The following is a 12,354-nucleotide window of genomic DNA, read 5'->3' as shown; positions in this document are numbered from 1 at the left end:
AACGAGCAAACAACTGGACTGCGCTGGCCCTTACAGGCAGGTAGCCGCCGCTGCCCGGCGCTGCAGCGCCACGCCGTCATTCTTCTGCGCGTAGTAGTCGACCCGCGCCCCGCCCGCCTGGGGGTAAACATCCACAAACGCCTCGGCCTCACGGGTATACACCGTGAACCCGCCCTGCTTGCGGGGTTCCAGGTAACCACTGGCATCGTCGCCGAACACCTTCTCTTCCTGCCAGCTGAACTGGATGCACTGGGCCACCAGCTCCGGCGCCTTGTGCGAATCGAGCTGCGCAGTCGGCTTGCCGCCGCGGGCCGTCTCCATGGTCGCAGAAGCACAACCGACCAGCATCAGCGCTGCGGCCATCGGCAGAATCGCACGCATGTTCCATCCTCGGGGTATTGAAAAAGATGCGACTCTAGCACTGGCGGGCATCGCGAGTGAATTGTCACGCGCATGCCGCTGTCGCAGATAAGGTATGCCGCCATCAGGAGCACCACATGAAGCTTCACTATCTGCTACTCGCCGCCCTGCCCTGCCTGCCTCTGGCAGTCAGCGCCGCGCCCTCCAGCGAAGAAAGCATCACCGCCCCGGAAACCCACAATCGCACGCTTGAAGTGGGCGACAAAGCCCCGGACCAGTACAAACGCGACGAGGAGGCCATCAAGGACTGGAAAGCCAAAGGCTTGCCAGCACCGGAGAAGGAAAGCCATTGGGTACGAATGGGTGACCACTACGTGCTGGTGCAGATCACCAACGGGGTAGTGCTGGCGATTCAGCCGGCATCCTGATTCATCCCGCCTAGATCAACGCCGCCATGTGCACCGTGTTGCGCCCGGCGGCCTTGGCTTGGTACAGCGCCGCATCGGCTTGGGCCAGCAGGTTGGCGGTGCTGTCTTTGGCGCCAGGCACGCCACACCACAAGCCGACGCTGAAGCGCAGTTCGATCTGGTCACCGGCAAAGCGCGCCGGGCTGCGTGCAATGGCCTCACGCAGCCCTTGCAGCGCAGCGATCGCGCCACTGCGGTCACTGCCCGGCAGCAAAAGCAGGAATTCCTCGCCGCCATAACGGCCCAGGCTGTCACCCTGGCGCAGCCGCTGCTGCAACTGGCGCACGCAATGGCACAGCACCTCGTCGCCGGCCAGGTGCCCATACAGGTCGTTGATGCGCTTGAAATGGTCGATGTCGATCATTGCCACTGCCAGGCTGGCGTGTTGCTGGCGAGCATGGTCCAGCTCCACGGCAAACCGTTCCAGTATCGCCCTGCGGTTGAATGTGCCGGTCAGCACATCGTGCAGGGCCAGGTGCTGCAAACGGGACTCGCTGCGCTCCTTGGCCATCAGCACCAGCCCGATCGAATACATCATCACCGTCGCCGTGCCGATTGCCACGGAAATGCTCTGCTTGAGGTTGCTGGTGTCGTAACGCATTTCCACCGCCGTGCCATTGGCCACCGCGACCACACGCATGCCCAGGCCGACCAGGCTGATCAACGCCCCGATCTGCAGCAGCAGGTGGGCCCTGCCCGGCCGCTCGGCATGGCGCCACGCCCAGTAAAGAATCATCGAGCACTGCAGCATCAATACCAGCGTCGCCAGCAGCATGCGCGGCTCCAGCGTATCGAGCAGCAGCATCAGCCCCACCAGCATGCAGGCGGGGATGACGAAAATGACACGCCAGGGCACCACCTGCTCACGCACCCGGAACAGGCTGGCGGTGTAGAACGCCAGGGCCAGCGACAGCAAGCTGTTGCCCAGGCCGTAGCTGACCCACAGCGGGGCCTGGGCATAGACGGTGTAGCAGACATAAGCCAGCGCATGCACCAGCAGCCCGCAACCGGTGAGCAGCAGGTTGTCACGGCGGTTGCTGCGCCCGACCAGCAACAGGCAGAAGGCCAGAATGGTTGCAACCAGTGCAACGGCGGCGAACAACGTGGGGGTATGGGCGATCATCGTGATTCACCGAGTGGCAGATTGCCGTCTTGACTGCGGCTTGCCCCACAGTTTAGAGGGACATTGCCCGCGCGACCATGACCGAATGGGACAGAACAACAGCCTGCAAGCACGCCGCTCATCACCCCAGCGATAATTTTTTGCCCGCCCGGGAAACCAAATGGATCATTCCCAGTCTCAGGAAGTGTCCCGTAAACCGTTGCGGATCAAGGACCTATATCGTGATGACCCGCTTTGCAAGCCTTACGCTGATTGCTGCATTTCTGCTGACCGCAGGCTGCCACAGCCATCGCTACCATGACGACGACGATGGCTGGCGTGACCGCGACCGTGGCCATCGCCACCACCATCGGCATGACCGCGATGACGATGACAATCGTCAGTACCGCGGTGACCGCGACTACCGCTGAAGCGTCTTTGCCCCCTGACCTGCCGCCCGTTGCGCGGCAACTTAACCTGATGATTCCTTTGAGGTTCGTATCATGCGTCTGACTCTGCCTTCCCTTGCCCTCGGCCTGCTGCTGTGCCAAGGCGCTTTCGCCGGTGACGGTACTGCCGCCATCGGCGGCGGCCTGGGTGGTGTCCTGGGTAACGTTGTCGGTCAACAACTCGGTGGCAAGACCGGCGCCGCCATCGGTGCCGGCGTGGGCGGCGCAGCCGGCAGTGCGGTAGGTGCACGCAAAGGCAACCGTACCGAAGCCGCTATCGGCGGTGGCCTGGGTTCGGCTGGCGGCTCGCTGCTGGGCGGCGCGGTGGGCGGCAAGACCGGTTCGACCGTGGGTGCGGGCCTGGGCGGCGCCGCTGGCGGTGCCCTCGGCAACCACCTGGGTGACGACAACCGCGGCAGCAAGAAGCACCGCCGTCACCGTCACTGATTAGCTGACTCTAGGGCTGCTGCGCGGCCCATATCCGGTAAGCCAGCTCTTACCTCGACTGCATTGGCCGCAAGGCATATGCAATCCTGTGGGAGCCTGGCTTGCCGGCGATGGGCCGCATAGCGGCCCTTTTTGTTGCAGCACATCAACACCCCCTTCATCACAAGCTGGCACACTGACTGCTACTGTCTATCGTGCCCCGTGTGAAGGAACACCCCCTCCCCATGAACCAAGATCTGCTCTGGGTCCTCGGCCTGCTGGCCATCGTCGTTGTCCTGTTCATCATCAATCGCCCACGCATGGACGTGGTCGCGCTGATGGTGATTCTGGCCCTGCCGCTGCTCGGCATCCTCACCGTGGAGCAGGCCCTGGCCGGCTTCAGCGACCCCAACGTGGTACTGATCGCCGCGCTGTTCGTGATCGGCGAAGGCCTGGTGCGCACCGGTATTGCCTACCGTATTGGCGAATGGATGAGCGAGCGGGCCGGCAATAGCGAGACACGCCTGCTGGTGCTGCTGATGGTGGCCGTGGCCGGGCTGGGGTCGATGATGAGTTCCACCGGCGTGGTGGCCATTTTCATCCCGGTGGTACTAAGCATTGCCGCGCGCCTGCAGCTGTCGCCCAGCCGCCTGATGATGCCTCTGGCGTTTGCCGGGCTGATCAGCGGCATGCTCAGCCTGGTGGCCACGCCGCCCAACGTGGTGGTGCACAGCGAGCTGGTGCGCAATGGCGAAGCGGGCTTCAGCTTCTTCAGCTTTACCCCGTTCGGCCTGGTGGTGCTGGTGCTGGGCATCGGCTACATGCTGTTGACCCGCCACTGGCTGAACGGCGAAGTACGCAAGGACGGCCGCGTGGAAACCCGTCGCACACTGCTGGACCTGGTGCTGGACTACAAGCTCAACGGCCGTGAACGGCGCCTGCGCATACGCCCTGATTCACCGCTGATCGGCCATACCCTCGGCGAGCTGGAGTTGCGCACCCGGCACGGCGCCAACGTGATCGGCATCGAGCGCCAGCACAAGTTCACCACACGGGTGATCGGCGCCGACTCCAACACCGTACTGCACCAGGGCGACGTGCTGCTGCTTGACCTGTTCGCCAACCGCGACGATCTGCGCAGCCTGTGCCAGACCATGCAACTGGAGCCCCTGCACTTCAAGGCAGCCTACTTCATCGATCAGTCCCAGGAGCTGGGCATGGCCGAGGTCTCGCTGCCGCCGGGCTCGCAGTTGATCGGCAAGAGCATTCTCGAACTGGCCTTTCGCACCCGCTTCGGCCTCAACGTGGTCGGCCTGCGCCGCGAACAGGCCGCTATCGAAGAGCAACTGGTGGAAGAAAAGCTGCGCCTTGGCGATACCTTGCTGGTGGTCGGCCCGTGGAAGGCCGTGCGCCAGTTGCAAAGCCAGCCCAAGGACTTTCTGGTACTGAGCCTGCCCGCCGAGATCGACCAGGTCGCGCCAGCCCGCACCCGCGCGCCACAGGCGTTGCTTAGCCTGGCGGTGATGGTCGGGCTGATGGTGACCGGTGCCGTGCCCAATGTCATCGCGGCCTTGATCGGTTGCCTGCTGATGGGCGCCGGCCGCTGCATCGACATGAACAGCGCCTATCGGGCCATTCATTGGCAAAGCCTGGTGCTGATCGTCGGCATGCTGCCGTTCGCCCAGGCACTGCAAAAAACCGGTGGTATCGACCTGGCGGTGGGCGGGCTGGTCAGCGTGCTGGGTGGCGCCGGCCCCAGTGCCATTCTCGCCTGCCTGTTCGCCGTCACGGCGGTGATTGGCCTGTTCATTTCCAACACGGCCACTGCGGTATTGATGGCGCCGGTAGCTGTCAGTACCGCCGCGCAACTGGGCATGTCACCCTACCCGTTTGCCATGACCGTGGCCCTGGCCGCATCGGCGGCATTCATGACGCCGGTGTCATCGCCGGTCAACACACTGGTGCTGGGGCCGGGGCAATACCGCTTCGCCGACTTCGTCAAAATCGGCGTGCCGTTCACCGTGCTGGTGATGGTGGTCACCGTCGTGATGGTGCCGTGGTTCTTCGGGTTTTAAAGGAAAGCAACAAGGATTAGAGGCAATTTGACATTATCTCGGCCGATCGCGGCAGATTGACATCAACTGGGCTGACGAAACACACTGCGGGTTATTGCCCCAGGTGCTTCAAGGCGTTGTCCTGGATTTCGTTTCCGCTTGCCGGTCGAGTTCATGGTTTTTCCAGCCCAATCGCGCTTGTTGCCTTATGTCGTTCTGCTTTGCCTGACCTTTGCCCTCACCCTGGGCGGCATCCTGGCACGCCCGATCGAATCGCTGTCGCTGTTCTGGCCAGTGAACGCTGTGGTGGCCGGCGTACTGTTGCGCTACCCCCGCCAAGCCACCCTGACCGGCTTCAGCCTGGTGTGGCTGGCCATGGTCGGCGCCGACCTGTTGTGTGGCAGTGCCTGGGGGCCGGCCCTATGGTTCAACCTGTGCAATCTTGCTGTGGTAGTAACCCTCTGGCAGCTGCTGTCGCGCTTGCCACGGCTGCACCGGCGCATGCGCACCCCGCACGGCGTACTCAGCGTGTTCGCCGCCTGTGCCGCCGCCGCCATGGTGGCGGCCAGCATGGCAGCGGTCATGGCTGCACCCTGGTTCGAGCAATCCTTGCGCGCCACCTGGCTGGCCTGGTTCAGCGAACAGTTCTCGACCAGCGTGCTGGTGCTGCCGGTGCTGCTCACCGCGCCCTCGGTACGGGCCCTGGTGCGCGGAGGTGCCCAGGCCATCCGCCTGCCGCCGCTGCTGGTGCTGCTGGTCTCGCTGGCGCTCAGCATTGCCTTTGGCGGCCCCGGTGCCATCGCCTTCCCGATTGCCGCCTTGCTGTGGTGTGCCTGGACCTACTCGCCATTCATGGTTTCGCTGCTGACACTCACCGCCGGCAGCACCTTGATTGTGGCGGTGGCGCAAAACCTCATGCACTTCAGCGTGCCGCAAAGCGAGCCCGGGGTGACCACGCTGATGTCGGCCCGCCTGGGCATTGCCATGCTGGTGCTCGGCCCGCTGGTGGTGGCCTGCGTCAGCCAGGCCAACCGCAGCCTGATGGCCCGCCTGGCGCACCAGGCCACCATCGACCACCTGACCGGCGTGCTCACCCGCAGTGCTTTCACCCGCCGCGCCAACGCGCTGCTGGACAGCCGCCAGCAGCATGCCCAGGCACTGCCACTGACCCTGATGATGCTGGACATCGACCACTTCAAGTCGATCAACGATGCCCATGGCCACGGGGTCGGTGACCAGGTGCTGCGCCAGTTCGCCAGCACCCTGCAAGACCAGTTGCACAACGATGAACTGCTCGCTCGCCTGGGCGGCGAGGAGTTTGTCGTCATCCTCCCGGGCCTTGCGCCAGAACGCGCCAAGTTCACCGCCGAACGCCTGCGCCGCGCGGTACAGGACCTGCACGTGGTGCAGGCCGACCAGCGCCTGCAGATTACCGTGAGTATCGGCCTGGCCGGCTGCGACGCCAATATCCCGGCCCCCAGCCTGGACGCGTTGCTGGCAAGCGCCGATCAGGCGCTGTACCGGGCCAAGGCCCATGGCCGCAACCGTGTGGAGCAGGCCGAAGCGCAGCGCCAGGTGGTGTGACTCAACCGGCCAGCAAGTCCCACGACAGCTTGGCGATCAGCACGCACAGCAGTATCAGGAACAGCCCGCGCACAAAGCCTGCGCCCTTGCGTACTGCCAGCCAGGTGCCGGTAAGGGCCCCAAGCACGTTGCACGCCGCCATGGGCAGGGCGATGGCATACAGCACGTTGCCCGAGGGCACGAAGAACACCAGCGCCGCCAGGTTGGTGGCAATGTTCACCACCTTGGCCGAGGCCGAGGCGTGCAGGAAGTCCAAGGCGAAGAAGCGGATGAACAGGAAGATCAGGAAGCTGCCGGTGCCCGGGCCGAACAGGCCATCGTAAAAACCGATCGCGCCACCTATCAGCACCGCCAGGCACTGCTCCTTGCGGCCGATCTTCGCGGGTTTGTGCAGCGTGCCGAAGTCTTTCTTGCAGAAGGTGTAGATGGCCATCAGCACGATCATCACCAGCACTGCCGGGCGCATCACACTGGGCGGCACCAGTGATACCGTGGCCGCGCCTGCGAACGACATGACAAAGGCGCTGAGCGCTGCCGGCACGATCAGCCCCCAGTCCAGCGTCACCTTGCGAATGAACGAGCGCGCCGCGAAGGCCGTACCACACACTGACGCCAGCTTGTTGGTGCCGAGCAACGCCGCTGGTTGCGCGGTGGGCAGCACGTTGAACAAGGCCGGGATCTGGATCAGCCCGCCGCCCCCCACTGCGGCGTCGATCAGCCCGGCGGCAAAGGCGAACACAGAAAGCACAGCAACATCCATCATGACGCGGTTCCAGGTAGAGAAGACCCCAGCAAGGCTAATCAAAGTGCTGCGCTTGTGTTGAAATGCCATATTGCAAAAACTGCAACAAGGAGCAGGCAATGGCATTGGACATGTTGCGGGAAATCCAGGCGTTCGTCAGCGTGGCACACAAGCGCAGCTTCGTGGCCGCCGCTCGCGCGCTGGGGCGCTCACCCAGCGCGGTAACACGTGCGGTGCAAACCCTTGAAGACAACGCCGGAAGCAAGCTGCTAAACCGCAACGCCAACGCCGTCACCCTCACCGAAGCCGGTGAGCGCCTGCTGCCCCATGCCGAACGCTTGCTGGATGTGCAACGTGATGCGGCCGACGAGTTGGCCGCGCTCAGTGGCAGCGCCGAGGGCTGGATACGCTTTGCCGTGCCGCAACTGCTGGGTGAGCATGTGCTGCCACAGGTGCTCGCCGAGTTCTCCCGCTGCCACCCCAAAGTCACCCTGGACGTAAGGTACTGCGACGAAACCCTCGACCCGCTGCAAGGCAAGTTCGATTTCGTGGTACGTGGGGCCTTTCCGCAATCGAGCGAGCTGATCGGCTACCCGCTGTGGGCCTACCAGCGCCACCTGTATGCCAGCCCGGCTTACCTGGCGGTGGCCGGCACACCTCAGCACCCTGAAGACCTCGAAGGGCATGCGCTGATCCTGCACACCGCCCCGCGCATCCTCAAGGCCTGGCATTTTTGCCGCGACGACCAGATTACCAGCCTGCGGCCCAGGCCCAGGCTACGGCTGGACTCCGGTGACGCGGTGTACCACAGCACCCTGGCCGGGGCAGGCATCGCCCGCCTGGCTGCCTGGGTTGGCGAAGCGCAGGTCAAGGCCGGGCGGCTGGTCCGGGTGTGCCCGGAATACCGCCTGACTTCCAGCAGCGGCCAGGACCCGCAAATGCATGCCGTGTACCCTGCTGGCGAACTGCCGGCGCGGGTACGCGACCTGCTAGCGGCATTGCGCCGTGCCGGCCTGGCCTGCCAAAACAGCCCCCCGAAATGACTGTTCAATTTCTGCTCAATTTAACAGAGCCCGCCGCGGGCCTGGCTTACAGCACTTTATCCACAGACCTACCCACGTTTTTTGTGGACAGATTTCCCAACGCAAAGAACGACTTATCGCACAACCAGCAACGCCGTGTTTGCCAGCTTGACCAGCTCGATCCACTCCGCCGTGCTGATCACTCCGGCCTGTTCCAGCACCAGGGCATCGCGCAATGCCTGGTCATATCCCTGCTCATCAAGTGTGCCTTCGGCAAGAAAACGGCTACGCCACTCCAGCATGGCTGAAGTGCCTTTCTTGTATTCCATTGATGTATCGACTCCACGGCAAAAAGACCGGCCCGAATGAGCGGCGGCGGGAGACTACACGAGGCTTTTACACTTGAGAATGACTTGCAGCTACCGCTGGTCCAGCAGTGCAAGCAGGGGGAATGCTGGCCAATTGGTCAGGCATTGGGCCCGTCAGTTGAAATAGACGGGCCGCGCAGGAAAAAAGCAGTTGAAGTCAGCTTGGCGGAATGGTGCCAAGAATACCAATCAGAATGGTCAGTAGCAGAAAACCACCCAGGAACAGCGCCAGCTTGCCCATTGGAACCTCTACAGTTGTGATGCGGGGATGGACATATTGTCGAGCCTGAGCTGATACGGTTACAGATTCAGGTTTGTGGAAAAAAAGCGGATCAGATGCGGCGCAGATACATTATTGCTACATGAGGTTTCAAGACGGGTTACAGGCTCCGGCTGTAACCACGCAGGTGGCCTGCCCTTCAAAAGACGACTGAACGCAGCTGACACGGGAAGTCGAGCTCGATTGAGAGCACATGAATTGAAACGTCGTTTGTAGGACTTTTTACTGTGCGCTGTGGGAAGAATCGCGGTAGGGGCACAAACCTGTATGAAACATCAGTTTCTCCAGTTAATTCGAGCTGCTACGGTCCCTTTTTCCTACAACGGCACGGAAGCCTACAGCTCGAGAAAAGCATGGACCCGTTCAACACTTCGGCCCTGAAGTTACAGAAAAAATTGCTGGACCTGCGCCTTGAGTGCTACCGCCTGAGAAGTGAGGGCAAGGACATGGAAGCGGACCGCCTCGCCGGGTCGATCGCGCGGATTGAGGCGGCTATCAGGCAGTTGCCGGATGATCTCAAGCCCGTGACCCTGCAGTGACCGCTACTGCTCCCGCAAGGCATGCACCAGAGCTGTAGGAGCGGCCTTGTGTCGCGACAGGGCTGCATAGCAGCCCCGGCAATGTATGCATTTTCGCTGAAACCCTGGGGCTGCTGCGACACAAGCCCGCCCATACACAAAGCTCGCAGCACAGGCCATCCGCTTTAGAACAGCTTGACCGTGTAACTGAGGATCAAGCGGTTCTCATCGATGTCGGTGCGATAGTTGGAGCGCGCCATCACGTTGCGCACGCGCACCCCAAGCCCGGCCAGCGGCCCGCTTTGCACCACGTAAGCCAGGTCCAGGTCACGCTCGCGGTCACGCCCTTCAAAGCCCAGCCCGGTGTCCACATCGCGCCCTTTTACATAGCGCAGGGTCGACGTCAGGCCCGGAAGGCCCAAGGCGACAAAGTTGTAGTCATGCCGCACCTGCCACGAGCGTTCGCCCGGCGCCGAGAACTCATAGGTCGGCAGCGTATTACCCATCGGGTTGGTGTTTGCACCTACCTGGATGAAGCCATCATCGCCGCCGATCTGCTGGTAGCCCATGTAAAAGGTATGCCCGCCGGTCTTGGCCGAAAACAGGCTGAACAGCGCATGGTTGTCATAGTCACCGGCAATCTTGCGCCCGTCCTCGCGGGCATCGAAGTAGCCGGCATTGACCCCCAGCGTCCAGTCCCCCAGTGGCTCGGCGTGCTTGAAGCTGTAGAAGCGCTGCTGGTAGATATCCTCCAGTTGCGCCTGCCACACACCGACGCTGGTACGGTTGTCGTTGAAGGCATAGTCGGCGCCAACGTAGTTGAAGCGGTCACTGGTAAAGCGCGCCAGCCGCGCCGGGTTGATCGGGTCGTTGACCAGCGCGTACATTTTCTGGCTGTTGGACGAGTCGCGCAGGCTGGTGGAGCGGAACTGGCCGGCATTCAGGGTCAACCCGGCAAACTCGCGCGACTCCAGCATCGCGCCCTGGTAGGTAGGCGGCAGCAGGCGCAGATCGCTGAACAACAGCACAGGCAGGTTGGGCATCAACTCGCCCACCTTCAGTTCGGTTTGCGAGACCTTGAACTTGATCGCCGCCCCCAGGCGGCTGTATTCGTCCGCCGACTTGCCGCTGTCCAGACTGGGCAGCAACCCGGACCTGGCATGCTGCGGGCTGCTGTCGAGCTTGAACCCCAGCAGGCCCTTCACATCCACGCCGACGCCGAGCGTGCCCTGGGTGTAGCCGGAGCTTGCGTTCAGGATAAAACCCTGCGCCCATTCCTGGGTACGCGACTGGGTGCTCGCGCCCTTGATATCGGCATAATCGCGGCTGAAGAAGTAATTGCGTGCCTGCAGCGTGGCGCGGGCACCTTCGATGAAACCGGCCTCCTCTGCCGAGGCCTCGGCGCACAACGCGGCGGCGATACACCCGCCGGCCAGGCACGCAGACGAAGAAAAACGCGGTGCAGTGGAACCTTGCATGGAGCTACTCCTGGATTCGGACAACAGCAACCCGGCGCGGCGGCCGTGTGTGGCTACCAACGTGCAGGTTGCATCGAGAGAGGGGTCGGCAGGCGGGCACCCGGCCCGCCTGCCCTGCCGTTGCTTGAAGCGCTGGGCCGCTAGCGGTTGACCAGCTTCGCCGGCAAGGCGATGACCAGGAAGCAGCTGAGGATCAGGCAGCCGGCAAACACCCACAATGCGGCGTGGGAGGTACCGGTGAGGTCGGTGACCAGGCCCATGAGTGAGTTGCTCACCAGGCCTGCGATGTTGGCCACCGAGCAAGCCAGGGCAAAGCCGGTGGCGGCCGCAGTGCCTTTGAGGAAGGTAGCCGGCAGGCTGAAGAACACCGGCACCGCGCCGATGATCGCTGCCGAGGCAATGGCGAACAGCGCCACGGTCATCACCAGGTTCTGGCTGAACAACGTGCTGCTGGCCATGGCGATTGCACCAATGATGAACGGCACGATGATGTGCCAGCGGCGCTCACGGTGGCGGTCGGAGCTGGCCCCGATCATCAACATGCCGGCCAGTGCGGCCAGGCTCGGAATGGCCGTCAGCAGACCGATGTGGAAGGTATCGCTGACGCCAGCATCGCGGATGAAGGTCGGCATCCAGAAGCCCATGGCATAGGCGCTGAGCAAAATCGAAAAGTCGATGCCCCCCAGCATCCACACCTTCAGGTTGAAAAAGCCGTCGCGAAAGCTGTGTTTGCTGTCCTTGCCCTCGGCATCGTCAGCCACCAAGTCCGCTGCCAACTGCGCCTTGTCGTCAGCCGACAGCCACTTGGCCTGCTGGAAATGGTTAGGCAATGCCCAAAACGTGAGGATGCCCAGCAACACACTGGGGATCGCCTCCAGCAAAAAAAGCCACTGCCAGCCGTGCAGGCCATGCACCTGGTCGAAATGCCCCATGATCCAGCCAGAAATCGGCCCGCCGATCACGCTCGACAAGGGCAGCCCGATCATGAACAAGGCAATGATGCGCCCGCGCCGATAGGTGGGGTACCACATGGTCAGGTAGTACAGCACGCCCGGCAGGAAGCCGGCCTCGGCAGCACCCAGCAGAAAACGCAGGACATAGAACTGGGTGGTGGTGGAAACAAACATGGTGCAGGCCGACAGCAGGCCCCAGGTGATCATGATGCGTGCGATCCACAGCTTGGCGCCAACGCGCTGCAGGATCAGGTTGCTCGGTACTTCGAAAATGATATAGCCGACAAAGAACAGCCCGGCACCCAGGCCATAGGCCGCTGTGCTGAACTGCAGGTCTTCGAGCATCTGCAGCTTGGCGAAGCCGACATTGATGCGGTCCAGATAAGCTGCGAGGTAGCAGAAGCACAGGAAGGGGATGAGCCTCCAGGTGATTTTGCTGTACAGCGCTTTAGTGCCATGGTCGATGTCACTGTGGACCGTGGTTGCATTCGCAATTGGCATTTCCTGTCTCCTGGCGGGCGACTTTGTGGTTGTTTTAAGGCCAGCAGTGT

The 12,354-nt window shown here is 62.7% G+C and carries 13 protein-coding genes; 7 read left to right on the top strand and 6 right to left on the bottom strand.

What is annotated here, in order from left to right:
* Positions 1-30 precede the first annotated feature (30 nt).
* The gene (locus tag E8E78_RS21895) at positions 31-381 is read right to left on the bottom strand and encodes a hypothetical protein (protein ID WP_016498900.1); all 351 of its coding nucleotides are present in this window, start codon (positions 379-381) and stop codon (positions 31-33) included.
* A gap of 116 nt (positions 382-497) precedes the next feature.
* Between E8E78_RS21895 and E8E78_RS21890 the strand changes: the two genes are divergently transcribed.
* On the top strand, positions 498-788 hold the full coding sequence (locus tag E8E78_RS21890; protein ID WP_016498899.1) for an RcnB family protein: 291 nt from the start codon (positions 498-500) through the stop codon (positions 786-788).
* Between the two features lie 10 nt (positions 789-798).
* On the opposite strand, the gene E8E78_RS21885 is transcribed toward E8E78_RS21890, so the two are convergent.
* The gene (locus E8E78_RS21885) at positions 799-1,950 is read right to left on the bottom strand and encodes a GGDEF domain-containing protein (RefSeq protein ID WP_059395929.1); all 1,152 of its coding nucleotides are present in this window, start codon (positions 1,948-1,950) and stop codon (positions 799-801) included.
* Between the two features lie 224 nt (positions 1,951-2,174).
* Between E8E78_RS21885 and E8E78_RS21880 the strand changes: the two genes are divergently transcribed.
* The 4 genes from E8E78_RS21880 (at position 2,175) to E8E78_RS21865 (ending at position 6,442) form a co-directional block, all read left to right on the top strand.
* Positions 2,175-2,360 (top strand): hypothetical protein, encoded by a 186-nt coding sequence (locus E8E78_RS21880; protein ID WP_016498897.1) that lies wholly within the window; start codon positions 2,175-2,177, stop codon positions 2,358-2,360.
* Positions 2,361-2,432: 72 nt separating this feature from the next.
* Positions 2,433-2,825, top strand: coding sequence for a glycine zipper domain-containing protein (locus tag E8E78_RS21875; RefSeq protein WP_016498896.1), 393 nt, complete (start codon positions 2,433-2,435; stop codon positions 2,823-2,825).
* A 224-nt stretch (positions 2,826-3,049) separates the two neighbouring features.
* The gene (locus E8E78_RS21870; RefSeq protein ID WP_049276325.1) at positions 3,050-4,879 is read left to right on the top strand and encodes an SLC13 family permease; all 1,830 of its coding nucleotides are present in this window, start codon (positions 3,050-3,052) and stop codon (positions 4,877-4,879) included.
* A gap of 138 nt (positions 4,880-5,017) precedes the next feature.
* Positions 5,018-6,442, top strand: a complete 1,425-nt coding sequence (locus E8E78_RS21865) for a GGDEF domain-containing protein (RefSeq protein ID WP_084967423.1) — start codon at positions 5,018-5,020, stop codon at positions 6,440-6,442.
* A 1-nt stretch (position 6,443) separates the two neighbouring features.
* Here E8E78_RS21865 and E8E78_RS21860 read toward each other — a convergent pair whose 3' ends face one another.
* Entirely contained in the window at positions 6,444-7,205 is a 762-nt protein-coding gene (locus E8E78_RS21860) for a TSUP family transporter (protein WP_016498893.1), read from the bottom strand.
* Between the two features lie 98 nt (positions 7,206-7,303).
* On the opposite strand from E8E78_RS21860, the gene E8E78_RS21855 reads away from it, so the two are divergent.
* Positions 7,304-8,227 (top strand): LysR family transcriptional regulator, encoded by a 924-nt coding sequence (locus E8E78_RS21855; RefSeq protein ID WP_049276322.1) that lies wholly within the window; start codon positions 7,304-7,306, stop codon positions 8,225-8,227.
* Positions 8,228-8,340: 113 nt separating this feature from the next.
* Here the strand turns inward: E8E78_RS21855 and E8E78_RS21850 are convergent, their stop codons facing one another.
* Positions 8,341-8,535: a hypothetical protein gene (locus E8E78_RS21850; RefSeq protein ID WP_016498891.1), complete on the bottom strand. Its 195-nt coding sequence runs from the start codon at positions 8,533-8,535 to the stop codon at positions 8,341-8,343.
* A gap of 672 nt (positions 8,536-9,207) precedes the next feature.
* On the opposite strand from E8E78_RS21850, the gene E8E78_RS21845 reads away from it, so the two are divergent.
* On the top strand, positions 9,208-9,393 hold the full coding sequence (locus E8E78_RS21845; RefSeq protein ID WP_280314288.1) for a hypothetical protein: 186 nt from the start codon (positions 9,208-9,210) through the stop codon (positions 9,391-9,393).
* 164 nt (positions 9,394-9,557) lie between these two features.
* Here the strand turns inward: E8E78_RS21845 and E8E78_RS21840 are convergent, their stop codons facing one another.
* Positions 9,558-10,850 (bottom strand): OprD family porin, encoded by a 1,293-nt coding sequence (locus E8E78_RS21840; protein ID WP_280314291.1) that lies wholly within the window; start codon positions 10,848-10,850, stop codon positions 9,558-9,560.
* 140 nt (positions 10,851-10,990) lie between these two features.
* Positions 10,991-12,304 (bottom strand): MFS transporter, encoded by a 1,314-nt coding sequence (locus E8E78_RS21835; RefSeq protein WP_059395932.1) that lies wholly within the window; start codon positions 12,302-12,304, stop codon positions 10,991-10,993.
* Positions 12,305-12,354 lie beyond the last annotated feature (50 nt).

The sequence above is a fragment of the Pseudomonas sp. BN505 genome (assembly GCF_029873175.1).
Lineage (GTDB): Bacteria > Pseudomonadota > Gammaproteobacteria > Pseudomonadales > Pseudomonadaceae > Aquipseudomonas > Aquipseudomonas putida.
This window is presented reverse-complemented; position numbering and strand designations above follow the sequence as displayed.

Coding starts and splice junctions, on each gene's coding strand:
- E8E78_RS21895 (WP_016498900.1), bottom strand. CDS start 381: ATGCGTGCGATTCTGCCGATGGCCGCAGCGCTGATGCTGGTCGGTTGT.
- E8E78_RS21890 (WP_016498899.1), top strand. CDS start 498: ATGAAGCTTCACTATCTGCTACTCGCCGCCCTGCCCTGCCTGCCTCTG.
- E8E78_RS21885 (WP_059395929.1), bottom strand. CDS start 1,950: ATGATCGCCCATACCCCCACGTTGTTCGCCGCCGTTGCACTGGTTGCA.
- E8E78_RS21880 (WP_016498897.1), top strand. CDS start 2,175: ATGACCCGCTTTGCAAGCCTTACGCTGATTGCTGCATTTCTGCTGACC.
- E8E78_RS21875 (WP_016498896.1), top strand. CDS start 2,433: ATGCGTCTGACTCTGCCTTCCCTTGCCCTCGGCCTGCTGCTGTGCCAA.
- E8E78_RS21870 (WP_049276325.1), top strand. CDS start 3,050: ATGAACCAAGATCTGCTCTGGGTCCTCGGCCTGCTGGCCATCGTCGTT.
- E8E78_RS21860 (WP_016498893.1), bottom strand. CDS start 7,205: ATGATGGATGTTGCTGTGCTTTCTGTGTTCGCCTTTGCCGCCGGGCTG.
- E8E78_RS21855 (WP_049276322.1), top strand. CDS start 7,304: ATGGCATTGGACATGTTGCGGGAAATCCAGGCGTTCGTCAGCGTGGCA.
- E8E78_RS21850 (WP_016498891.1), bottom strand. CDS start 8,535: ATGGAATACAAGAAAGGCACTTCAGCCATGCTGGAGTGGCGTAGCCGT.
- E8E78_RS21845 (WP_280314288.1), top strand. CDS start 9,208: ATGGACCCGTTCAACACTTCGGCCCTGAAGTTACAGAAAAAATTGCTG.
- E8E78_RS21840 (WP_280314291.1), bottom strand. CDS start 10,850: ATGCAAGGTTCCACTGCACCGCGTTTTTCTTCGTCTGCGTGCCTGGCC.
- E8E78_RS21835 (WP_059395932.1), bottom strand. CDS start 12,304: ATGCCAATTGCGAATGCAACCACGGTCCACAGTGACATCGACCATGGC.